Below are 20,958 nucleotides of genomic sequence, written 5' to 3' on the forward strand. Positions count from 1 at the left end.
TCACTTCCTCACTCCGCCAAATACCCAAACCCCCGAATCACCCCGCGCGCTTTCTCCCCGCGCAGATACTCGAACAACGCCGCCACCGCCGTATCGTCCTCGCCGCGGGCCAGGATCACGGCATCCTGGCGGATGGGCTCGTGCAGGCCGGCGGGCACGATGCAGCCGGAGCCCCTGGTGATCGCGCCGCCTTCCATGACCTGCGACAGGGCCACGAAGCCGATGTCGGCATTGCCGGTGTCCACGAACTGATAGGTCTGGGCGATGTTCTCGCCCATGACGAGCTTGGGCTCGATGGCGGCTTTCAGGTCGAGGGCCTCGAGGGTCTCGAGGGACGCCTCGCCATAGGGCGCCAGCTTTGGGTTGGCGATCGACAATTTGTTGAAGTCGCCGGATTCGAGCAGCGCCGGGCCGTCCTGCACCTTGTCCGCGTCCGCTGACCAAAGCACCAGGGAGCCGATGGCGTAGGTGAAGCGAGAGCCGTCCACGGCAACGCCTTCTTCCTCCAACAGCTCGGGCCGCCGCTGGTCCGCGGCCAGCAGGGCCTCGAAGGGCGCGCCGTTCTTGATCTGGGCATAGAGCTTGCCGGTGGAGCCGTAAGACGCCCTCACGGTGTGCCCGGTATCGGCTTCGAACAGCTCGATAATGGCTTTCATCGGCGCTGTGAAGTTGGCGGCGACGGCGATCTGCGCTTCACCGGCGGCGGCGTTGCCGACGCAGGCGGCGGCTAGGATACCGGCGGTGATGATCTGGCGGGGACTGGTCATGGCGGACTCCTGATCGGTGCATGCGTGCTGGTCTGCGAGCGCGGTTCGGCCGGGGATTGCGTTTTCGCAATATAGCCACGGATACAGCGCAGTCGCGTTGCCTTGATGGTATGCAGAATGCATGCCGGGTGGTCGTGGCGCTGCGCCGCTCAGAGGTGGAGCTGTCCGCGGGTGCGCCCGTGGTGCGCCACGTCAGCCCGATATGTCCCCCGATCCTTCTCAGGAGAAGCCATGAAAATCAGCGCACGCAATCAGTTCCAGGGCAAGGTGGTCGCCGTGACCCCGGGTGCGGTCAACGCCGAAGTGGCGGTGGCCTTGCCGGGCGGCGAGGAGATCGTCGCCGTGGTCACCAGCGAGAGCGTTAAATCACTGAATATAAAAGCAGGAGAAGACGTTATCGCCCTGGTGAAGGCCTCCTCCGTGCTGGTGATGACCGAGGACTCCGGCGTCCGTCTGTCGGCACGGAACAGCTTCGCCGGCCGTGTCACAGCACTGGAGAATGGGCCGATCCATGCCGCGGTGACCATTGGACTGCCGTCCGGCGCAGCAGTGCACGCCACCATTACACATGCCGCGTGCGAGGCTCTGGGACTCGCGGAGGGCGCACCGGCGACAGCGGTGGTCAAGGCGCCGCAGGTCATCATCGGCGTGCCGAGCTGACAGCGTTATATGCACTGGAATATAACGCGCAACCGGCTCTGACAGCGCCCGGTGCGCGCCGAGGGTGCGCACCTGGGGCCGACCCGGCGCCCTGTCGGCTTCACGACAATGGCGGCAAGCGCCACGTCCCAATCCCCACGGAATCGACCCATGCCTGTATCCGTACCTCCGATCCTGAGCGATCAGGAGCTGCATCAGCTCCTGGCCGAGGATGTCCCCTTCGGCGACCTCACCACCGACTCCCTGGGCATCGCCCAGGAGCCCGGCAGCATCCGCTTCTTCGCGCGCGACCCGATGACCGTCTGCGGTGTCGAGGAGGCGGTGCGCATGCTCGAGCTCTGCGGTGCCGAGGCCGAGGCTTGCGTCGCCTCCGGCCACGACGCCGGCCCGGAGACCCTGCTGCTGCAGGCCCATGGCAGTGCCGGCGCCCTGCATCGGGGCTGGAAGAGCGCGCAGACGCTGATGGAGTGGTGCGGGGGCTTGGCGAGCCGCGCCGCGGAGATCGTCGCCGCCGCCCGCCGCGGCAGCCCGGATGCCCTGGTGGCCTGCACCCGAAAGAACGTGCCCGGCAACCGGCGGCTCGCGGTGAAGGCCTGTAAGGCTGGTGGGGCGGTGATGCACCGCAATGGCCTGTCCGAGACGTTGCTGATCTTCGCCGAGCATCGGCAGTTCCTGCGCGGCGAGACGCCGGCAGAGACGGTGCGCCGGCTGCACCGCCTGTGCCCGGAGAAGCGCGTGGTGGTGGAGGTCGCCACGCCGGACGAGGCCCTTGCCTGGGCCGAGGCGGACGTGCTGCAGCTGGAGAAATTTGCGCCGGAACAGGTGTCGGACGTGGTGGAGCGGCTTGCGGCACGGGGCTCGGGCGCCGTGGTCGCGGCCGCCGGCGGCATCAGCCCCGGTAACGCCGAGGCCTATGCCCGTGCCGGGGCACGGCTGCTGGTGACCACGGCGCCCCATGTGGCACCACCGCGGGATGTGCAGGTGCGGTTTTGTTCTAATGACGAGTGACGAGTGACGAGTGACGAGTGACTGACGAGGGGCGAGGGGCGAGGGGCGAGGGGCGAGGGGCGCGGCTTGCTTGCTCAATCCACGCCGATGATGACGGCGGCGGCCGGGAACGCGGCGCAGGCCTCGCCCTGCTCCCGGATGCCGAGTGCCGCAAGGCGCGCGTCGGTGGTGACGCCGCGCACCGTGACGCCGGAGCCGAGCGCGATGACCACCTCCGCCGGTCCGTCGCCGTGCAGGATGCGCTCCACCCGCCCGCACAGGACATTGCTGCGTGGCGGCAGGTCCGCGGGCGGTGTTGCCAGGATGTCCACCCCCACCGCCTTGACCAACGCCCAGACCCGTCGCCCCGGTTTCAGGCCCAGGAGCTCAACGCTCTCGTTGGTCACGCCGGCGGTGATCTGCTCGCCACCTGGCAGCGCCAGGGTCACCTCGGCATCCACGGTGCGCACGGTGACGGCGGCGATGCGCCCGACGAACTGGTTGCGCGCACTGGTGCGCAGCGCCAGGCGGCGCAGCAGGTCCAGGGCGCTGTCGGAATCCCCGAGCACGCCGCCGGTGTCGCCCAGGGCGGCATTCACGCCGGCGAGAAAGCGCTCGTACTCGGCGGCGATGGTGCGATAGGCGGCGATGAGCCGCTTGCCGGCCTCCGTGAGCCGCGTACCGCCCCCGCCGCGCCCTCCGGTGGCGGTGGCCACCACAGGCGCCGGGGCGAGGTTGTTCATGGCGTCCACGGCATCCCAGGCGGCCTTGTAGCTGATTCCGACGGCCTTGGCGGCCTGGGTGATGGAGCCGCGCTGCTCGATCTGCTCCAGCAGCGCAATGCGCTCTTCGCCGAGGAAGGCCACCTCGTCCACGCTGAGCCACAGGCGGCCCGCGACATTGAAGGGTGGGCGGTCTTGGCGTGGTGGGGACGGCATGGCGTCGGCGCTGTCGCTGCTCGGTGTGCGGCCGCTGATGCTGCTTGAGCTTGGGGCAAAGCCGGCCGCTTGTTCCCGGCCAAGCAGGGCGTGCTGCGGGCATTCAGCCGGGTCTCAGGTCAGCATCAAGCATCGCAGATCGAGCGCCGCGGCTCCATCCGTACGCCGACCCCACCCCTTCAAACTTCACCCTGCAAACTTCAAACTTCCCGCATGCGCACCACCGCCGTCTTCTTCGCCTACCTGTTCTGCTGCCTGCTCTTGGCAGTGCTGACCGCGGTGCCGCTGATGGACACGGGCCTCATCGACGAGCCGCCGCGACGGGTCATGGGGCGGCTCGCGCAGATCTACATCCTGCTCGGGCTCTGGCCCTTCCTGAAGTTGCTGCGGCTGGACAGCAAGGCGGCGCTTGGGCTTCAGCTGCCGCGGCGGCGCTTTCTGCTGGAGGTCGCCGTCGGCTGGGTGCTGGGCGTGGCGATCCTCGGGGCGCTGCTCTGGGCGCTGCTGGCGCTTGAGGTGCGGGTGGCGGACCTGCCGGCGGACGGCCTGGTCTGGCTCGTGCTGGAGAAGGCCGTCGCGGCGCTGGTGGGCGGGCTGCTCATCGGTCTGCTGGAGGAGCTTTTCTTCCGTGGTGCGCTGTATGGCGCCATCCGCCGCCGCGAGGGGCTGCGCGCGGCGGTGGTCTGGTCTGCGGCGCTGTATGCGCTGCTGCATTTCCTGAAGCCGCACGACCTGCCGCCCGGTGTGCCCTTCGACTGGGCGGGCGGCTGGGCCATGTTCGCCGGCGTCTTCGCCGGTGTCGCCGACTGGCGCCATCTGGACTCCCTGCTGGCGTTGTTCCTGGTGGGGGTGTTTCTGGCGCTGGTGCGCGAGCGCGCCGGGCACATCGCCTGGGGCGTGGGCCTGCACGCGGGCTGGGTGTTCGTGATCCAGCTTTCGCGGCGGCTCACCGACGCCGATGACGGCGCGGCCTTTGCCTTTGTCACCGGCAGCTACGATGGTGTCATCGGCCTGCTGGCGGCGGCCTGGATCGGCGTGCTGGCACTGGCGTTTTGGGGTGTGAGCGGGATCGGGCGGCGCAGGGGCGTGCCGCCGGCGTAGGTTGGGTCGGCGGTGGTGCCGAGTGAAGCTCGGCGGCCCCGGGGGGCGCAACGCGGCGACGGGGTCAGCTGCGGTGAGCGATCACCATCGTCCTGCCCCGCTCACTGAACGACGCGCCTGCGCCGTGCCGCTGAGCATCGCGCAGCCTCGCCCCCCTCGTAACTCGCAACTCAACTCAAACCAACGGCCGCGCCCGGTCCGCCGCCCGCTCGTCGGGCGCGTGGGCCTCTTCGCTGCCTTTGGGGCCGAGCCAGACCACCCGCTCGCCGGGCTCGGCGCGCAGGGGCTTGTCCGCCTCCAGCAGCCGGACGGCGTGGCTCGTGCCGATCACCAGCACGGGCACGGCGTCGTCGGGCAGCGAAGACGTGAAGGCCTTGGCGTCGAAGGTGTCGGTGAGCTCACTGCAGCGAAAGCCCCAGCCCTGGTACCAGCGCCGCTGCAAGTCTTCGAACTGCACGTCATGGCCCATGGCAGGGCGCCCGCGCAGCTCCGGGGCGGGCTTGTGGGGCTCGGCGCTGTCGTTGCCGGCGAGCTGGAAGATGTTCTGCCGGCCGAGCTCCGGGGCGAAGCGCGCGCAGGCCAGCGCGTTGTAGGCGTCGTTGTTGGTGGCGGCGAGCAGGCTGCCGAAGGCGCCGAGCTCCAGGGCATGCTCGGCATGCTCCGAGAGCAGGTCGCCGAAGTACACCGGCACACCGGCTTGGCGGGCGCTGCGCAGCCGATGCCAGGCGCTGTCGGCGACGATGACCGGCACCTCCTGCTCGTGCAGGCGGGCGGCCAGGCCGTTGCTCCAGGCGCTGCCGCCGGCGATGATGAGCCCGCCGTGGTGGCGGGCGCTCAGGTCCAGGTTGCGGGCGACCCGGCCCAGGCTGAAGCCGTGCAGCACCACGGTGGTGAAGATCAGCACGAACACCAGCGGCAGCAGCAGCTCGGCGCCGGCGAGCCCGCGCTCCGCCAGCAGCGGTCCGAACACGCCGGCGACGGCGGCTGCCACCACGCCGCGGGGCGCGATCCAGCCCACCAGCGCCCGCTCCTGCCAGCTCATGCCGGCGCCGAGGGTGGACAGCCACACCACCGCCGGGCGCACCAGAAACACCACGGCGAGGATGAGCAGCGCACTGCGCCAGTCGAGCGCGGCGAGGATGGCCGGGTCCAGGTCCGCCGTCAGCAGCAGGAAGACGCCGGACACCAGCAGCACCGCGACATACTCCTTGAAGCGGCGGATCTCGCCCATGCTCGGCAGGTTCATGTTGCCCAGCACCACGCCCATGACGGTGGCGGCGATGAGGCCGGACTCTTCCAGCACCAGGTTGGACAGGGCATAGGCGCCGATGGCCGCCGCCAGCGCCACGGCGCCCTTGAGATACTCGGGCACCAGCCCGGCCAGGAAGGCGCGGCCCAGCGCCCAGCCGCCGACGCCACCGAGCAGCAGCGCGATGCCGACGCCGATGCCGAAGTGCTTAAGCGTCGCCTCCAGCTGACCGGCGTCGGCGCCGACGAAGTAGTTGAACACCACCACCACCAGCACTGCGCCCGTCGGGTCGTTGACGATGCCCTCCCACTTGAGGAAAGACGCCGGCCGGCGCTTGAGCTTGGCCTGTCGCAGCAGCGGCAGGATGACCGTCGGCCCCGTCACCACGGTGATGGCGCCGAACACCAGGGCCACCGCCCAATCCATGCCGACGATGCCATGGGCCACCCAGGCCGTGAGGCCCAGCGACAGCACCACTGCAATCGTGGTGAGCCGGAACACCACGGCCGCCGATTGCTTCAGCTCCGCAAACCTGAGCGAGAGCCCGCCTTCGAACAGGATGGCGGCCACCGCGAGCTTGATGAGCGGCTGGTAGGCGTCGCCCAGGGCCTCGCTCGGGCGCAGGATGCCGAGCACCGGGCCGATCAACAGCCCGGCCAGGCTCAGCAGCACGATGCCCGGGACCTGAAAGCGCCAGGCGAGCCATTGCGCGCCGATGCCGAGCACCATCAGCAGGGCAAGGATTTCGGTGAGGTGGTGCATGGGCGAAGCTCCCTGGACGGCCCCGAGATGGCCCTGGACGGCGAGAGGACGCGCGCAGGTTACCGGAAGGGCGGTTTGGGCGCTTGGCTGGGCGGTGCTGGTGAGATGGCGGCGTCGCTCGGCGCGAGGTCGTCAGCAGATGCTTGTACGCACGCAACGGACGCTGCGGCGCAACGGCGCAACGGTCACGACGAGACGGCAGCGACGGTCGGCTTCCAGGGGGGGCTTGCGGCGCTCGATCTGGGGTCGGTGCTTGAGCTGCGCTTGCGGCGGAAACCGGGACGTCGAGGTCCGTTTCCGCTGCGCTGGTTGCTTGAACAAATCAACGGCGGCGTGCCTGAACCCCATCCCGCCCATACTCAGCGGCGACCGAATGCGCCCTGCTCACTCGATGACGCCGTAGCGCCGCAGCAGCTGCACCATCACGGGCTCGGCGATGTCGGCGGCCGTTGGGACCCGGGGCGCCGGGGCGTCTTCGGCGCGTTTTCCCGTGGGTGCCAGCGGCGCACCGCGCTCCAGCAGGAGCTTGGCGATGTTGACGCTGTTCGTCTGCACGGCCTGTGCCAGTGGGGTTGAGCCCCCGGCGTCGGCCAGCCCGAGGTCGGCACCTTCGTCCAGCAGCAGGTCCAGGGTGTCGCGGTCCAGGGCGCCGCGCTCGATGAGCCGGCGCAAGAGGGCCTGTGGGTCGTCCTTGGCGCCGCGCTGAAGCAGCAGCTCCGCCGCCGGCACGCGGCCACGCATCAGTGCGGTCATCAGCGCCGTGTCGCCGTCCGGGCCGGTGGCCATGGGGTCGGCGCCGTGCTTGAGCAGCTCCTTCGCGATGGCCACCTTGCCGTCGCCCACGGCGATGCTGAGCGGCGGCTGCCCGCCGGGGCCCGGTTGGTTCGGGTCTGTGCCCCAGTACAGGTGGCGCTTCACCTGCACCAGGTCGGCGCTCTGCACCGCGTGGTGGAAGTTGCCGCTCGGCTTCGGCGGGGCGTCGCAGCCTTGCAGCAGCAGCAGACAGCCGAGTATGGTGCCGAGGCTCAGTATGCTTCGCATGGCTTGGGGGAAGGCTCCTTCAACAGTGCGATCTCAGACAAACGCCCATGCTCGGTAAGTTCCTGCTCACCGCCGCCGTCATCGTGCTGGCCTTCTATGTGATCCGCCAGCGTGCGGAAAGCGCGGGAGACGCCGCCCGCCGGGGCGCAGACGCGCCGCGCGGCGGTGACAGCGACAGCGCCCGCGGCCCAACTGCGCTCTTCGCGCGCCGAAATCTGATCCAGCTCGCGGCGGGCGTGGTGGTGGTGACCATGCTGGTGGGCAGCGCACTCACGCTGCTCCAGGGCTGGGAGCGCGGGCGCGACATCATCACCGTCGAGGTTGCGAACCCCATCACCGGCGCCGTGGAGCGCTTCGAGGCCAGGCGCACGGACGTGGGCGAGCAGACCATCCGTACCCTGGACGGGCGGCGCATCCGTGTCTCCGAAGTGGAGCGCATCATCATCCGCGACGATCCCTAAGCCCATCGGGTCGTCCCATCGGGCCGGTCCGGTGCGCCGCCGCCGGGTGGGCTGCCGTCGGCGGCATCGGACTCACGCCGGCTCGGGCCCGAGGTTGAAGGCCACCGAGAGCCTGAGCCCCGCGCCGCGATGGGGCTCCACCCAGTGCAGCAGCGTCGGCGGGAAGAGCAGCAGCATTCCGGGCACCGGTGTGACGCGGATACGGAAAGGCTCGTCGCTGAAGCAGATGTCGCCGCTGTCCGCGGGCGCCGTGGCATAGTAGACCCCCGACAGCAGCTCGTCATGCTCGGCGTGGTCGTGGTGGCTGGTGCTGCTGCCGGGAGGCATGGCGTTGAGCCAGAAGCCGCAGCGAAGCGGCGGGCATTCCGGTCCAAGCCGCGCCGCCGCGGTGGTGGTGGCGAAGTCCAGCACCGCTGTCAGTCCGGGCAGGCTTGCGCGATCCAGATACAGATTCTCGAAGCGGCCATCGATGAAGTGGCTGCGGCGGCTGAAATCGGCGTCGGTCAGGGTCGAGAAGGCCGCCGCCAGCGGGCCGTTCACGGCATCCGCCTGCGGATAGCGGTGCGCCGAGATGGGCGCAATCTGCCGGGCTCTGTCGCCTGTCTGCTCCGACATGCTGGTGCGGTGCGCCGTCAGCCGCTGCCGCTGCGCGCCCTAGGCCGCTGCGGCGGCGGTCTGCGCCGGGCCGCCGTAGCGGCGCTCGTGCTCGCTGCGGCTGCGGGTGACGCAGTCCTCGATGGAGACGCCGAGGAACCAGTTGCCGGTGATGCCGAGGCGGTCGCCGGCGAGCGCCCGGTCCAGCGCCGCCACCTGCTCCGCGTGGCCCTTGCGCAGCGCCGGCAGCCGATTGCGCACGGAGGCCGCCGCGCGCAGCCGCTCGGGCTGTGCGTCCAGGGCGCGGCAGGCGGCGGCGATGCGGGCCTGCTCGTCCAGCCGGTCGCCGGGGAAGTGGAAGGCGAAGCCGCGCAGCTCGGGGTGGTCCAGGAAGTCCCGGGATACGGCGGAGAGGAAGTCCCCGTCCACGCTGATGAAGCCGGCGAGGGCATCGACACCGAGGTCGGACTTGTCGAACACCAGCAGCTGGGTGTCGATCTCCGCCATGGCGATGGCGCCGACGATGGCCGCCGCGTCCGGTGCGGCGTCCGCCAGCAGCGCCGCGGCCACATCCGGCGGCACCGCCAGCGTGAGCCAGTCCGCGCCGTGGCGGCTGCCGTCGGCGCAGGTGACGCTGAAGCCCTCGCCCTCGCGTGCGATGGCGGTGGCGGCGGCGCCGGTGAGGAGCGTGATGCCGGGTGCGGCAGCCATGGCCTGTGGGATCTCGCTCAATCCCTCCGGCATAGTGAAGCTGCGCAGCACGTCCTTGCGCCGGGGCTTTTTGCGGAACAGGGCCTCGGCCGGGAAGTCGTCCGCCGGCTGGCAGATGACGGAGCGGAAGGCGGGGCCGAACAGGTCCCGGTAGTTCTTGCGGCCCAGGCCGCGGCCGTAGTACTCGCGCACGCTGGCCCCCGCCTTGTCGCCGCCGAAGAGCTTGGGCAGCGAGCGCACCAGCTCGAAAGGGTGCAGGGCGGAGACGATGGACTTGCGCGCGCCGCCCTGCCAGAGCTTGTAGCTCTGCTTGGCCTTGGCCGTGGCGCGGCTGAGAATGCCGAGCTCGTCCATGATGCCGAGCAGATTGCCGTAGCTGTTGAAGCAGCTGTGGCTGCCGGCCTCCACCCAGTAGCCGCCGAGCTCCGGGAAGGCGTGGGTGTGCATGCAGCCGCCGGGGCGCGCATCCGCCTCCAGCACCAGGGTGCTCCGGCCGTTGCGGGCGGCGTAGTGGGCGGCGCTCAGGCCGCTGATGCCGGCGCCTATGACGATGTGGGACGGTCTGTCGCTCATGGCTGTGTCGGGACTGAACGGCGGCCGGAGAGAGACGCGTGCTGCGCCGGCGAGCCCGCTATTCTGCGTCCTCGCGGCGGCGGGCGTCGAGGGGCTCGAGCGCGAGCGCGGAGAGGTCGAACTCCGGCGTCGGCAGGGGCGGCGGCGCGCAGTCGGAGAGGTCCCAGCCTTCGCCGGGCAGCAGGCTGAGTGCGCTGGTGTCCGGCTGGCGTGGTGGGCCGCGGTCGTCGAGCTCCTCCAGCGGCACGCCGGGCGGGGCGAGGGACAGGCCGGCGGTGTCGGCCCCGGCTGTTGCGTCGCCGGTCTGTGGCGGCGCGATCGGCGCCAGGGACTCGATCTCGGCGCGCGCGCCGGCGGCGAGGAAGGCCTGTTGGAAGCGCGTGGCGGTCATCAGGTCCACGTCGCGCTTCACCACCACGGGCTGGCCGCTGAAGAGATTGTCCAGCTGGGCGGCGTCCAGACGAAAGGTGCTGCCGAGCTTGGCCCGCACCGCCGCCGGGTCGGCGCCGGCGACGAGCGCACCGGCGAAGACGATGTTGTAGCGGTCTTGCGGCATCTGCCCGCCCTCCACGTGGCCTGGGTGGGTGGGCCGCCGAAGCGCCCGGGCGCCCGCAGAGCCTCAGTACGGCTTCGACAGCGTGAAGGCACCGCGGATGTCGCCGAGCGAGTAGCCGCGCGCCTGGTCATCAGGATAGGCCGCATCCAGGGCGTTGGCCAAGTCCAGCGCGATGCTCTCGCCGTGGCAGGCGAGGCACACCTGCTGTGTCGGAATGGCCTGCATGAAGCGGTACATCTTGCCGTCCTCCGTGTCCACGACGGAGGCGTAGGTCATGCCCTTGGGCGATTCGCCGTTGGCCTTGCGGGACTCGAACTGCTCCAGCACCTCGGTCTCCCAGGCGTCCGGGGCATTCAGCGCCGTGTTGCGGGTCTTGAGGCTGGTGCGCCCGACCTCCCAGCCGCTCTCCTCGGACAGCTCTGCGGCGATGGCTGGGGCCTTGTCCTTGCACACGCCGACGGCGTTCACAGGGCCACCCGCCTGCATGGCCGCCTTGAGCTCGCCCTGGAGGGTGGTGGCGAAGGTCTTGATCAGCTGACGCGCTTGCTCGGCATCCTCCTGAGTGGTCTCCGCGGCGGAGAGGGATGCAGCGGCGAGCGCGGCGGTGAGTGCCAGCGTACTGCCGGCGAGCAGGGGCTTTTGCATGGTGTGATCTCCTCGGATGCCGGACTGGGACGATGACGACGGTGCGGCGGGCGGGCCGGCGTTGTGCGCTGCCCGGGCACCGCCGGCACCGCCCCGGACTCGCGGCGCTAAATTAGTCCGCCCGGTGTGGGTTGCAACCGCGTGCGGCGGAGGACTATGAGACAGTCGCTCGGCCCGGCCCATGGCAAAGCGCAACCGAAGGCCCGGTCTCCGCTTCCTCGGCGGTGGCTCGCGTATACTCGCCGCCCAGATAATTCAGGGGGGCTCATGACGGGGATTTTCGGATGGCTCGGCGCATTGCCGGAGCCGGCGGCGGCGGATGCGGTGTTGGCGGACATGGGCAGCGCCGGCGGCGGTGGGGTGGTCTGTACGGCCGATGTGCCGGACTTCCGCGGCGGTGTGAGCGGCGTCGCGAGCGCCGGCTGCCATGCGGACGACGACTGCGTCCTGCTGGTGTCCGACACCCGGGCCGGGAGCGCCGCGGACCTCGCGGCCCAGTGGCGCCGCGACGGCGAGCGGTGGCTTCAGGCCCTGCACGGTCCCTTTGCGCTGGCCCTGCTGGACCGTCGCCGCGGCCGGCTGCTGCTGGCGGTGGACCGGGCCGGCGCCCGCGGGCTCTATCTGCTGCGCCGCCCGGGCTGCATCGGCTTCGCGAGCCGGCTCTCGGCGCTGGGCGCGCTGCCGGGGCCCAAGCTCAGGGTGAGCGACCAGGCGCTGTTCGAATACCTGTATTTCCACATGATCCCGAGCCCCGGGAGCATCTACACCGGCGTCACCAAGCTGCTGCCCGCGCAGGTCATCCGCTTCGACGGCGTGGACGCCGCGGCACCGGTGCAGACCCGCTTCTACTGGCGCATGCCCTACGCCGACGGCGCCGACCGGTCCGGGCAGGCGGGCTTCGATGACCGGAAGGCCGAATTCCGCGCCCTGCTGCCGCAGGTGGTGGGGGATGCGGCGGCGGGGGACGGGCGCGTCGGCTGTTTTCTCAGCGGCGGCACGGACAGCTCCACAGTGGCCGGCACCTGGCGGCGACTGCGCGGCGAGGCGGTGCCGACCTATTCCATGGGCTTCGACGCCGAGGGCTTCGATGAAATGGCCTATGCGCGCATCGCCGCGCAGCATTTCGGCACCAGGCCGCGGGAATACTATGTCACGGCCCCGGATGTGGTGGATGCGGTGCCCAGGGTGGCCGCCTGGTGCGACGAGCCCTTCGGCAACGCCTCCATCGTGCCCGCCTACCTGTGCGCGCGCTTCGCCCGCGGCGACGGCATCGATGTCATGCTCGCCGGCGACGGCGGGGACGAGATCTTCGGCGGTAACGAGCGCTACGCCAACCAATGGCTGTTCGAGCAATGGGGCCGGGTGCCGGCGGCGCTGCGGCGCGCGCTGTGGGGCACGGTCCGTCTGCCGGGCCTGGGCGGCCTGCCGCCGGTGCGCAAGGCACGGAGCTACATCGACCAGGCCGAAGTGCCGCTGCCGGACCGCTTCGAGACCTACAACTTCCTGCATCGCACGCCGCTCGCCGACATCTTCGAGCCGGATTTCCTGGCCCGGGTGGACACGGGCGCGCCGCTTGCGAACCTGCGCGAGGTGTATGGCCGCGCGGCGTCGCGCTCCGCCATCAACCGCATGATGCACCTGGACCTGAAGATCACGCTGGCGGACAACGATCTGCGCAAGGTCAACCAGGCCTGCCAGCTCGCCGGCATGGACGTGCGCTACCCGCTGCTGGACGACCGCATGCTCGCCTTCGCGGCCAGGGTGCCGCCGACGATGCACCTGAAGCGCACCCAGCTGCGCTGGTTTTTCAAACGGGCGCTGGCGGACTTTCTGCCGGCGGACATCATCGCGAAGCGCAAGCACGGCTTCGGCCTCCCGGTGGGGCTCTGGATGCGCGAGTACGCCCCACTGCGGGAGCTGGCGGAGGACAGCATCAGCACGCTCGGCCGGCGCGGCATCGTCCGGGCGGACTACGTCGACTGGATCCGCACCCAGCACGCCGGCGGGCATGCCTCGTACTACGGCGTGATGCTGTGGATTCTGGTGATGCTGGAGCAGTGGCTCGCGAGCCACTGAGGAGCGGGCACGCGGCGTCGGCGGCGATCTCTGTTCGGGCCGTGGGAGGAGGCCATCACCGCCGCCTGGCGGCGATGGCGCATGGGCCAGGGCCTTGGACGGCAGCCGAGCCCGAAGGCTCGGCCGCGACGGCTCAGTTCACCTGGCCGCTGCCGCTGCCCTCCGCGCTGTCCACGAACCCGGTCTCGAACACGCCGCACAGGGGATCACCGGCGGGGTCGGTGATCTTGGTGAGCGTGGAGGAGCCCTGGTAGACGTCGAACTCGTTGCGCGACTCGCAGAGCCATTGGTCCGGGGCGCGCACGGGTTCCGGCGCAGAGCAGTTCCAGTTGACGGTGCGGCAGGTCTCCATGTCTTCGTCACCGCGCACGACGATGGAGTAGATGCCCATGTGGGCGCTGCCCTCCACCTCGTCGGCGATGATGGTGCCGCGTACGATGGGGCTGGTGCCCTCGCCACAGGCGCCCACGTGCTTGCCGGTGAGGCCCCATTCCACTTGCTCGGCCGGATCGACGGCGGTCACCGGCGCCGGCTTGCGGATGCTGACCCGCAGGCGCTCTTCGGGAAAGGCATCCCATTGGTAGCAGACCAGGGCGACCTGGCCCTCCTCGTTGGCATCCGCCGGGACTTCGGCAACGGCGCCGAGCGTGAGCGCGACGGCGCCGGCGGTCAGGAGCAGGGTTCTTGCGTTGGCTTTCATGCGGTGCACCTCCGGGTGGCGATGTGACCTGGGTTACCCGGCGCGGGCCGGGTGTGATGAGCGGACCGACACGCGGTGCCGGGGCTTTGGTCAGTCATCGTCATGGTCCCTCCCTTTGCCGGGGCGCTGGGCGCCCAGGGTGCCGCTGGCGACGGTGGGACCCTTGCCCTTGTTCGAGTCCTCGAAGTCGTCGTCGTCCTCGAAGCCCTCACACAGGGGGTCGTCCGGCGCCGTGTCGATGGCCACCAGCTCAAGCCTGGACTCGCCCAGATAGGTGCCGAATTCGTTGCGGCCCTGGCAGGTCCATTCCTGCGGCGTGAGTGCGTTCTCCTCGGACCAGCAGTCGAGGAACACGGCGCGGCAGGTCTCACCGCGGCCACGGCCGTTACCGCGCGCCTCGCGCCCGCGGGACACCATGGTGTGCAGGCCCATGCGGGCACCGGTGGCGGCTGCCGTCACCACGGCGCCCTCCACGGCGCCGGCCGTGTCCTCGCCGCAGACGCCGACGTGCTTCGCGTGCACGCCGCTGGTGCGCTGCGCCGGGTGGCCGAAGTCGTTCTCGTCCTGCGGTGACGAGAGCGGCCCGCCGCGACGGACGCCGAGATTGAGCCGCTCCTTGGGGAACTGGTCCCACTTGTAGCAGGCGATGCTGTCGTTGGTCGCGCCATCGGCGAGCGCGACGCCGCTGGCCAGCAGGGCGCTTGCGGTGAGCAGCGGCACCGCCGCCAGTTTGAGCATGGAATACCGTTGCATCATGACCTCCTCCCAAGACGGTTCGGATTGGAACGCGATGGCTGTGCAGCGCCGGACGGGATCCGGGACTGCCTGTGGTGACCGGGTGCTGGGCTCATGGCATCAGTCCTCCCGGCCCCGGCGCTCGCCGCGCTCGTCGTCGTCATCGTCATCGTCGTCATGATCATCATCGTCATGATCGTCGTCGTCGTCGTCGTCATCATCATCATCGTCGTCGGCGGCGGCGAGGAGGCCGCTCGCGCTCCCGTCACCGGAGGGTGTCGCCGGGTAGCCGTCGAAGGCCTGACACAGCGGGTCGTCCGCCGAGTTTTCCACCAGCTTGAGCTCGGACTTGCCGTGGAAGACATCGAACTCGTTGCGGCTGCGGCATTCGAATTCCGTCGGCAGCTGCACATCCTCTTCCGAGGTGCAGTCGATGATGACCTCCCGGCAGGTGTCCATGCCGCCGCCGCCGCGCACGGTCATGGTCCGCAGGCCGAGCTTGGAGCCGATGTCCTTGGCCTTGAGGAAGGTGCCGCCGACGGCGCCCACCGTACCGACGCCACAGGGGCCGACGTGCTTGCCGTGGACGCCGTGGTTGGTCTGGTTCTGGGCCTCGATAAAGTCGTTACGCGGCTCCGTGGTCACCAGGCCGCCATAGCGCTTAATGCTGAGCGCCAGGCGCTCGTCCGGGTAGCGATCCCACTCGTAGCAGCCGAAGAGCGTCGGGCCTTCGGTGATGGTGCCGGGCGGCGGCTCCGGATTGGCGCCGCAGGCGGTGGGGTCCGGGTCCGCGCAGTCGCCCGGGAAGGTCAGCGCCATGATTTCGTCGACATTGCTGATCGTGTCGCCGTCTGAGTCCTGCGGCTCGATGTTGATCAGCGCCTGTGTGGGACTGACGGCGGTCGCGTTCTCCACTGCGAAGGCGTTGCCGTAGTCGTTACGGTTCCCCCCTGTGGTGTTGACGTGACAGATGACGCAGGTGTCCAGCACGGTGCCATCCGTGCCATACAGGGCATTGAAGTCGTTCAGGTAGGACGTCACCGCACTGACATGCGGTGCGGCGAGGCAGAATGCCGCGCCGACCGTCGTCGATAGAACGAGCGGTACCCGCTGTCTCTTCCATCGATTCATCATCATCACTCCTCGATCGTTTGGTGGTTTCGGTGGGTGTTCGGCCATGTTGCGGACCCACGGCGACCTGTGTCGCCGCACCCCCGGCCAGACCGCAGCCATCGCCGGGTACAGGTGCTACCAGCACCAGGCGCTGCTCGCCAGGTGTCTCAGGTAACCCAGAACTGATCTGGATCAATTTGCTAGCCTGCCCCGGGTTTTTACCGATGGCGCTCGCGTCGGCACCTGGATTGAGGTGCCAATGCAAGCGCCCATGGCGCGCGCGCAATGAGCGCTCATCGATCCGGCCATGCATGATCCGCGCTCTGTGTGCGTTGCCTTTTCCTCTCCAAGGCCAGCGGGCGACGTCGATGCAGCGAAAACCCTGTGTGTGGATCATGAGTTTCCCTGATTAAAGAACAAACGCAGCATGGGGGCGTAGGGAGTATTATGTCTGACGGGCATTACCCGATTGATTCCCGGCTGTATGCGCGACGCTTACAGGGAGACTGAGGCAAAAGCGCTTTCGTCGGCGCATTGGACCGTTCGCTGCATTGGTGGGATGAACAGAAAAGTCGGTCCCCACGGCTTTTTTTGCTGCATTGAAAATTGTCAAATTCAGCGTGCGACCTGACTGACCCGTGTCACAACCCGGGCAGAAGTAGTGCCGTCATTGACGTGGGACCTCGCCTATTGTTTTAGGCGGGGTATCCAGACCCCGGGGGTATCTTGGGACGGAAGCAGTTGTTGGTCGCAGATGCAATGCATCTGCGAGAGATCACTGAGGACCATCGGACGACGATTGAGTGGCGGAGCCGGAGGGTTCCGGCGTGGCAGGCGGGGCCGGAGGCCCCGCGATGAGGCGCGTCGTGTGGCGCTGAACCGTGGAAAAAAGGTCAGCCAGTTGGCAGACCGGAGGCAGTAACATGTGTCTCGATGCATTGACCATCAGCGGCGTCATGGCCGCGCTCATCAGCGCGGCCTTGCTTGTGGCCATCGTGTGCCACAACGATCCGTTTCAGAACAAGCTCTAAGCGGCGGCGACGCCCGGGAGCCTATTCACACCGCACGGGAGATGGCCGCACATCGGCGACGGGGCCTGCGCCGGGCGCGCTGACATGCGGCCCCGGGACGCTCTGGGCTCCGTCTGAGCCCAAGCTGCGTGTGGGGCTGGATGCTCGACGACAGGTGGGCCGTGCCGGCCGGGCAATTGATGTCTGCCCGGAGACGGCGTGTACGGGATGCGTTGATCGAGACTCGTCATCCCGGTGATGTTGACGCGATGTGGGGGCCGGCGACATGGCCCGGACAACGTCTCCAACGCGAGCCCGGCGGCGACACCTGGATTCTTAAAGGCTCGGAGATGCGCCGCGTCTGGACTCGGCTTGGTCGTGGATGCATCCCGAGCTTGCACAGCACCAGTCTCCGTTGCCCCCTTCGTGGCGAGCAATGGGTCATTCCCTGATACCGGCAGTCTCAGGATTCGTGAAAGCTGTGGTGCGACGAGACCGACCGGGGGCGCCCGCGAGAGTCGCTGAAGTACCGCGGCCGACGTAGGAACGCGGACACCTTCGCGATGATTCCTACAGTCTGGGGGCCAGCGAGACGTGTCACCGAGATCATCAGCACCGAACGGCGGCGGCGCTGCGTCGGCGGCGTCCGGGCATGCCGGGAAGGACGCGGCGCGTCGGGGCCCGGGCGACGGGACCCTTGTCACCGACCATGACTCACTGTGTGATCTGGTCAGGTCGCTCGAAGCCAGCGCCCGGCGCTGGCAGCTTATTGTGTTCCCATCGCTGTTCGCCTTCGTGGTGTTGGCGGCCTACGGCTTCTTTCTCATCTTCAGTCTGGTCGAGGACGTGGACCGGATGGCCGATACCGTGTATCTGAACATGGGCTTCATGTCCGAGCGCATGGGCCAGATCTCGCAGAACATCGACGCACTGACCGGCACGGTGCGGGACATCTCCATCAACCTGGACGACCTCACCGGCACGGTGACGGCCATGAATTCCACGGTGCTGACCATCTCCGGGCAGATGAGCACCATGCCGCCGATGTTGGAGCAGATGGAAGACATCAGCTTCCATATCCAGGCCATGGACCTGAGCATGGAGTCGCTGGAGACGGATATCGGCACCATGACCCGCAGCATGCAGACGATGAATACACAGATGGCCGCCATCACCTCCGCCACCCAGCACATCAGCGGCAACGTCTCCGGCCTCAATCAAAGCATCGGGCGGCCGATGAATTTCATGAACAGCATGATGCCCTGGTAGGCGCAGGCGAGGATGCGCCGCGCATCCGGCGCGGCGCTCCGGCGGCCTCGGTGCAGCCGGATTCGGGCGGCGTCGGCTGTCGCAGTCTAAAATGGGGGAAGCCGTGCTGTTGTGGGCGCCCCGTCCTCATACACGTATCGCCATGACCGCACCGGTGAGACCTGGGCTCGGCGGAGCGCCCGCCACGCTCTGCGCAAGATCCATGCGCCGGCGTGGGGCGGGGGCTTCCAGCCGTGATCTCCAGCCCCACCTGCCGTTGCTCGCGGCCTGCGGTGGCCATCGTCAGAACAGGCAGGAGCTGACCCTGATCGCGCCGACCATAACGACAACGACCTATCCGGAACGCACCATGACGACTCAACGCATTCGCCGTCAGCCCCTGCTCTGGGTCATGCTGGTCCTCGGCGCACTGTCCGGCTGTGGCGGGTCGGAGCCCAAGATGACCATCTTCGAAGCGGCGATGACCGGCGATGTCGAGGAGCTGCGGAAGTCGCTTGCCGCCGGCATCGGTCCGGATACCGTCGATAACACGGGGCAGACGCCGCTGCACTATGCCGCGGCGGCCGGCCGTCTCGACGCGGTCAAGCTGCTGCTCGAATCAGGCGCCGACGCCGACCTGAGAAACTCCTACGAAGACACGCCGCTGCACAAGGCGGCGAGCCACTGCCGGCTGGAAACCGCCCATTACCTCATCGACGCGGGTGCGAGCGCCGACCTCACCAACAAGCACGGCGAGACGCCGCTGCACCAGGCCGCGTCCTGCCGCGATCCGGCGCTGGCGCAGCTGCTCATCGAGCACGGCGCCAAGGCAGGGGCCTGCACCAAGCGCGCAAAAACGGCGCTCCACAGTGCGGTGGAGCGGAACCATGTGGCGGTGGCGCGCTTTCTCATCGAGGCCGGCGGCCTGGGTAACTGCGCCCGGAATATGCCGTCACCGCTGCACATCGCGGCCCAGCGCGGCTACGAAGACATGGTTCGCCTGCTGCTCGCGAACGGCGCTGATCCGAATGCCGCCGACGAGCTGGACAAAACCCCGCTGCATCTCGCTGCCCGCGAGGGGAATGCCGAGGTGGCCCGCCTGTTGATCGAGGGCGGCGCACGCATCGAGGCCAGGGATCGTCCGGGTAACATGCCCTTGCACGATGCCGCCGTCACGGGCCAGCTCGATGTCGTCAAGGTGCTCCTGGCCGCGGGCGCGAATGTCAACGGCATGGACGGGCGCGGACGCACGCCGCTGCACGAGGCGGCCCGCAAGGGGCGCGTCGAAGTGGCGGCCCATCTGGTGGACGCCGGTGCGCGCCTGGACGTGCGCGATCAGCTCCGACAGACGCCGCTGGAGACGGCCGAGTCCGCCAATCAATGGGACGTCGCCAGGGTGCTGATGACCCGTTGCGGCCCCGGCACAGGCTGCGGCGGTGCGGGCAGTGGCGGTCTCAACAGGGTCCACAGCGTCGGCGGCACGGCGCAGCGCCTGCCGTAGCTGGGGCCTTGGGCATGCCGACTTCAGTCGGCCACGGCCCGCCGGCGTGCCGGCCGGGCCCCCCTTGTCACCGCTGTTCTGATGACCGGCCGCCGTCGCCTTAAGGCTGCTTGGCCTTCTGTGGCACCGCCGACTCCACCACGCCCGGCGGGATGGCGTCCTGGCGGGAGTGCGTGAACCCGAGCGGCGGAAAGACGACCTCACAGGTCGACTCGTTCACCGTCGCATCGTCGCGCTGCTGCAAGCAGACGTCGGCCTCGCCGGGTCCGCCGTCGAGATAGTCCTCTTCCGGGCCGCCGAAGAGCACGTCGCGGCGTCCCCCCTCGCCGTACAGGGAATCGCTGCCGCGCGCCCCGAACAGTGAATCATTCCCGTCGCCACCGAAGATGAAATCGTCGCCTTGGGCGCCGTGGGCGGTGTCATCGCCTGGACCCAGGCAGATGATGTCGTCGCCGGCATCGGCCTGGACGACATCATCGCCGCCGAGCGCCATGATGACCTCGTCGTCTTCGGTGCCCCAGAGCACATCGTCACCGTCGGTGCCGACGCAGGTCGCCGGGCGTCCCTGACAGAGCGGGACGGGGTCGACGCCCTCGGGTATGTACGGGCATTGGATGACAAGCCCGATGGCCGTGTTCTCATCGCTCGGCTCCGCGGCGGCCTGTACCGCAGTGCACACGCCGACGAGCACCAGGCAGCCCATCAACACGAACCGTTCACTCATTGCCTCGACCATTGTGGATGCTCCCTTGAGGGGGGATGAAAACCTGGGCGTCGGCGGGCCTTGCATTCGGCTTTCAACAACAGAGGCCGTGAAGGTCGGTGGTTTTTTTCGTGTGAGAGAGAGATGTGCTGAAGGCATTAACTGCAACCATAGGCGCCGAATGATCCTTGCGGGCTGACCGGGATCAAACGGCATTGGCTGCGACCGCGGAATTGGCACAGAATGGGGAAATGCTGGGCGCGCAGACGGGGGAAACACTCAGCTTCAGTGGCTTTCGGTTGGGGGGCAGCGCCGCTGGTGGCTGTATGCCTCCAATGCGTGCAGGGCGGGGTCCGCATCTGTGCTCATGCATGACCGGCGAGACGCTCATCTCGCTGGGTCGGGAACGGGCGGTCCGCTGGGGCAAACGCCGTTGCCACAGGGTAAAGTGCAGCTCAGGGGATAAATGCGGTTGGATATCAGCGTAAAGCTGATCAGTGCAGGCCTTATGAACAGTGCAATGATTGCTTGATTGCGCTGGCAAGGAATCCCACTATGCATGAGGTCATGTTCGCCTTTACTCCAACTCTGGCGATGGCGCCTGCGCGCCCATTCCAGCGCCGTTCAGCGGCGGACCGACCGCATCGATCCATTGTACAGGGTGCCCTGTGTTCGACAGCTTCAGTGGGCATGGTCATGACCGGACGCGGGGGGAATGACCGGTCGCCCACGCGTGTGCGTATGGGGTGGGTCGATGCGAATTGACAATGCATGCCCAGTTGGCTCGTCAATAGCTGATCGGCGTCAACGTAATGGGTGCCTTCATT

Annotated in this window: 19 protein-coding genes; 7 read left to right on the forward strand and 12 right to left on the reverse strand. The window is 68.7% G+C overall.

The genetic code is table 11. The features are described 5' to 3' along the window. Nucleotides 1–8: 8 nt before the first annotated feature. Complete coding sequence (gene modA / locus QZ607_RS12630) at nt 9–767, reverse strand: molybdate ABC transporter substrate-binding protein (protein ID WP_295883053.1); 759 nt, start codon at nt 765–767, stop codon at nt 9–11. A 231-nt stretch (nt 768–998) separates the two neighbouring features. Between modA and QZ607_RS12635 the strand changes: the two genes are divergently transcribed. Both QZ607_RS12635 and modD read left to right on the forward strand, forming a co-directional pair. Next, entirely contained in the window at nt 999–1,427 is a 429-nt protein-coding gene (locus tag QZ607_RS12635; protein ID WP_295883056.1) for a molybdopterin-binding protein, read from the forward strand. A 150-nt stretch (nt 1,428–1,577) separates the two neighbouring features. Then, nucleotides 1,578–2,435: a ModD protein gene (modD, locus tag QZ607_RS12640; RefSeq protein ID WP_295883060.1), complete on the forward strand. Its 858-nt coding sequence runs from the start codon at nt 1,578–1,580 to the stop codon at nt 2,433–2,435. 74 nt (nt 2,436–2,509) lie between these two features. Here the strand turns inward: modD and QZ607_RS12645 are convergent, their stop codons facing one another. Further along, nucleotides 2,510–3,352, reverse strand: coding sequence for a TOBE domain-containing protein (locus tag QZ607_RS12645; RefSeq protein ID WP_295883064.1), 843 nt, complete (start codon nt 3,350–3,352; stop codon nt 2,510–2,512). A gap of 213 nt (nt 3,353–3,565) precedes the next feature. Here QZ607_RS12645 and QZ607_RS12650 point away from each other — a divergent pair, with 213 nt between their 5' ends. Beyond that, a complete protein-coding gene (locus QZ607_RS12650) occupies nt 3,566–4,453 on the forward strand; it encodes a CPBP family intramembrane glutamic endopeptidase (protein ID WP_295883067.1) in 888 nt (295 codons plus the stop codon). Between the two features lie 175 nt (nt 4,454–4,628). On the opposite strand, the gene QZ607_RS12655 is transcribed toward QZ607_RS12650, so the two are convergent. Together QZ607_RS12655 and QZ607_RS12660 are read right to left on the reverse strand one after the other, a co-directional pair. Next, complete coding sequence (locus tag QZ607_RS12655; RefSeq protein WP_295883068.1) at nt 4,629–6,464, reverse strand: sodium:proton antiporter; 1,836 nt, start codon at nt 6,462–6,464, stop codon at nt 4,629–4,631. 384 nt (nt 6,465–6,848) lie between these two features. Beyond that, nucleotides 6,849–7,505 (reverse strand): ankyrin repeat domain-containing protein, encoded by a 657-nt coding sequence (locus QZ607_RS12660; protein ID WP_295883070.1) that lies wholly within the window; start codon nt 7,503–7,505, stop codon nt 6,849–6,851. A gap of 47 nt (nt 7,506–7,552) precedes the next feature. On the opposite strand from QZ607_RS12660, the gene QZ607_RS12665 reads away from it, so the two are divergent. Then, the gene (locus QZ607_RS12665) at nt 7,553–7,966 is read left to right on the forward strand and encodes a hypothetical protein (RefSeq protein ID WP_295883073.1); all 414 of its coding nucleotides are present in this window, start codon (nt 7,553–7,555) and stop codon (nt 7,964–7,966) included. A 72-nt stretch (nt 7,967–8,038) separates the two neighbouring features. On the opposite strand, the gene QZ607_RS12670 is transcribed toward QZ607_RS12665, so the two are convergent. The 4 genes from QZ607_RS12670 to QZ607_RS12685 all read right to left on the reverse strand — a co-directional run bounded on the left by QZ607_RS12670 (nt 8,039) and on the right by QZ607_RS12685 (nt 11,045). After that, the gene (locus tag QZ607_RS12670; RefSeq protein WP_295883075.1) at nt 8,039–8,581 is read right to left on the reverse strand and encodes a putative 2OG-Fe(II) oxygenase; all 543 of its coding nucleotides are present in this window, start codon (nt 8,579–8,581) and stop codon (nt 8,039–8,041) included. A 39-nt stretch (nt 8,582–8,620) separates the two neighbouring features. After that, nucleotides 8,621–9,844 carry an NAD(P)/FAD-dependent oxidoreductase gene (locus QZ607_RS12675; RefSeq protein WP_295883077.1) on the reverse strand — a complete coding sequence of 408 codons (1,224 nt, stop codon included), beginning with the start codon at nt 9,842–9,844 and terminating at the stop codon, nt 8,621–8,623. Between the two features lie 58 nt (nt 9,845–9,902). Further along, on the reverse strand, nt 9,903–10,400 hold the full coding sequence (locus QZ607_RS12680; RefSeq protein WP_295883079.1) for a hypothetical protein: 498 nt from the start codon (nt 10,398–10,400) through the stop codon (nt 9,903–9,905). Nucleotides 10,401–10,463: 63 nt separating this feature from the next. Next, the gene (locus tag QZ607_RS12685; RefSeq protein WP_295883081.1) at nt 10,464–11,045 is read right to left on the reverse strand and encodes a DUF3365 domain-containing protein; all 582 of its coding nucleotides are present in this window, start codon (nt 11,043–11,045) and stop codon (nt 10,464–10,466) included. 267 nt (nt 11,046–11,312) lie between these two features. On the opposite strand from QZ607_RS12685, the gene QZ607_RS12690 reads away from it, so the two are divergent. Beyond that, nucleotides 11,313–13,121 carry an asparagine synthetase B gene (locus QZ607_RS12690; RefSeq protein ID WP_295883083.1) on the forward strand — a complete coding sequence of 603 codons (1,809 nt, stop codon included), beginning with the start codon at nt 11,313–11,315 and terminating at the stop codon, nt 13,119–13,121. Between the two features lie 133 nt (nt 13,122–13,254). Here the strand turns inward: QZ607_RS12690 and QZ607_RS12695 are convergent, their stop codons facing one another. The 3 genes from QZ607_RS12695 to QZ607_RS12705 form a co-directional block, all read right to left on the reverse strand. Further along, nucleotides 13,255–13,821, reverse strand: coding sequence for a hypothetical protein (locus QZ607_RS12695; protein WP_295883085.1), 567 nt, complete (start codon nt 13,819–13,821; stop codon nt 13,255–13,257). A 90-nt stretch (nt 13,822–13,911) separates the two neighbouring features. Further along, complete coding sequence (locus QZ607_RS12700; RefSeq protein WP_295883087.1) at nt 13,912–14,574, reverse strand: hypothetical protein; 663 nt, start codon at nt 14,572–14,574, stop codon at nt 13,912–13,914. A 102-nt stretch (nt 14,575–14,676) separates the two neighbouring features. Next, nucleotides 14,677–15,597, reverse strand: a complete 921-nt coding sequence (locus QZ607_RS12705) for a hypothetical protein (protein WP_295883090.1) — start codon at nt 15,595–15,597, stop codon at nt 14,677–14,679. Nucleotides 15,598–17,450: 1,853 nt separating this feature from the next. On the opposite strand from QZ607_RS12705, the gene QZ607_RS12710 reads away from it, so the two are divergent. Continuing rightward, nucleotides 17,451–17,948 carry a hypothetical protein gene (locus QZ607_RS12710; protein ID WP_295883092.1) on the forward strand — a complete coding sequence of 166 codons (498 nt, stop codon included), beginning with the start codon at nt 17,451–17,453 and terminating at the stop codon, nt 17,946–17,948. A 349-nt stretch (nt 17,949–18,297) separates the two neighbouring features. Then, on the forward strand, nt 18,298–19,428 hold the full coding sequence (locus QZ607_RS12715) for an ankyrin repeat domain-containing protein (protein WP_295883093.1): 1,131 nt from the start codon (nt 18,298–18,300) through the stop codon (nt 19,426–19,428). A gap of 100 nt (nt 19,429–19,528) precedes the next feature. On the opposite strand, the gene QZ607_RS12720 is transcribed toward QZ607_RS12715, so the two are convergent. Beyond that, a complete protein-coding gene (locus QZ607_RS12720) occupies nt 19,529–20,152 on the reverse strand; it encodes a calcium-binding protein (protein ID WP_295883095.1) in 624 nt (207 codons plus the stop codon). Between the last annotated feature and the right edge of the window lie 806 nt (nt 20,153–20,958).

This window comes from uncultured Thiohalocapsa sp. (genome assembly GCF_913063425.1).
GTDB lineage: Bacteria > Pseudomonadota > Gammaproteobacteria > Chromatiales > Chromatiaceae > Thiohalocapsa.

What these genes read in the sequence shown, in the direction of transcription:
- QZ607_RS12685 (WP_295883081.1), bottom strand. Translation starts at nt 11,045, where the DNA reads ATGCAAAAGCCCCTGCTCGCCGGCAGTACGCTGGCACTCACCGCCGCG.
- QZ607_RS12635 (WP_295883056.1), top strand. Translation starts at nt 999, where the DNA reads ATGAAAATCAGCGCACGCAATCAGTTCCAGGGCAAGGTGGTCGCCGTG.
- QZ607_RS12650 (WP_295883067.1), top strand. Translation starts at nt 3,566, where the DNA reads ATGCGCACCACCGCCGTCTTCTTCGCCTACCTGTTCTGCTGCCTGCTC.
- QZ607_RS12655 (WP_295883068.1), bottom strand. Translation starts at nt 6,464, where the DNA reads ATGCACCACCTCACCGAAATCCTTGCCCTGCTGATGGTGCTCGGCATC.
- modA (WP_295883053.1), bottom strand. Translation starts at nt 767, where the DNA reads ATGACCAGTCCCCGCCAGATCATCACCGCCGGTATCCTAGCCGCCGCC.
- QZ607_RS12700 (WP_295883087.1), bottom strand. Translation starts at nt 14,574, where the DNA reads ATGCAACGGTATTCCATGCTCAAACTGGCGGCGGTGCCGCTGCTCACC.
- QZ607_RS12675 (WP_295883077.1), bottom strand. Translation starts at nt 9,844, where the DNA reads ATGAGCGACAGACCGTCCCACATCGTCATAGGCGCCGGCATCAGCGGC.
- QZ607_RS12670 (WP_295883075.1), bottom strand. Translation starts at nt 8,581, where the DNA reads ATGTCGGAGCAGACAGGCGACAGAGCCCGGCAGATTGCGCCCATCTCG.
- modD (WP_295883060.1), top strand. Translation starts at nt 1,578, where the DNA reads ATGCCTGTATCCGTACCTCCGATCCTGAGCGATCAGGAGCTGCATCAG.
- QZ607_RS12660 (WP_295883070.1), bottom strand. Translation starts at nt 7,505, where the DNA reads ATGCGAAGCATACTGAGCCTCGGCACCATACTCGGCTGTCTGCTGCTG.
- QZ607_RS12695 (WP_295883085.1), bottom strand. Translation starts at nt 13,821, where the DNA reads ATGAAAGCCAACGCAAGAACCCTGCTCCTGACCGCCGGCGCCGTCGCG.
- QZ607_RS12665 (WP_295883073.1), top strand. Translation starts at nt 7,553, where the DNA reads ATGCTCGGTAAGTTCCTGCTCACCGCCGCCGTCATCGTGCTGGCCTTC.
- QZ607_RS12715 (WP_295883093.1), top strand. Translation starts at nt 18,298, where the DNA reads ATGACGACTCAACGCATTCGCCGTCAGCCCCTGCTCTGGGTCATGCTG.
- QZ607_RS12680 (WP_295883079.1), bottom strand. Translation starts at nt 10,400, where the DNA reads ATGCCGCAAGACCGCTACAACATCGTCTTCGCCGGTGCGCTCGTCGCC.
- QZ607_RS12720 (WP_295883095.1), bottom strand. Translation starts at nt 20,152, where the DNA reads ATGAGTGAACGGTTCGTGTTGATGGGCTGCCTGGTGCTCGTCGGCGTG.
- QZ607_RS12690 (WP_295883083.1), top strand. Translation starts at nt 11,313, where the DNA reads ATGACGGGGATTTTCGGATGGCTCGGCGCATTGCCGGAGCCGGCGGCG.
- QZ607_RS12645 (WP_295883064.1), bottom strand. Translation starts at nt 3,352, where the DNA reads ATGCCGTCCCCACCACGCCAAGACCGCCCACCCTTCAATGTCGCGGGC.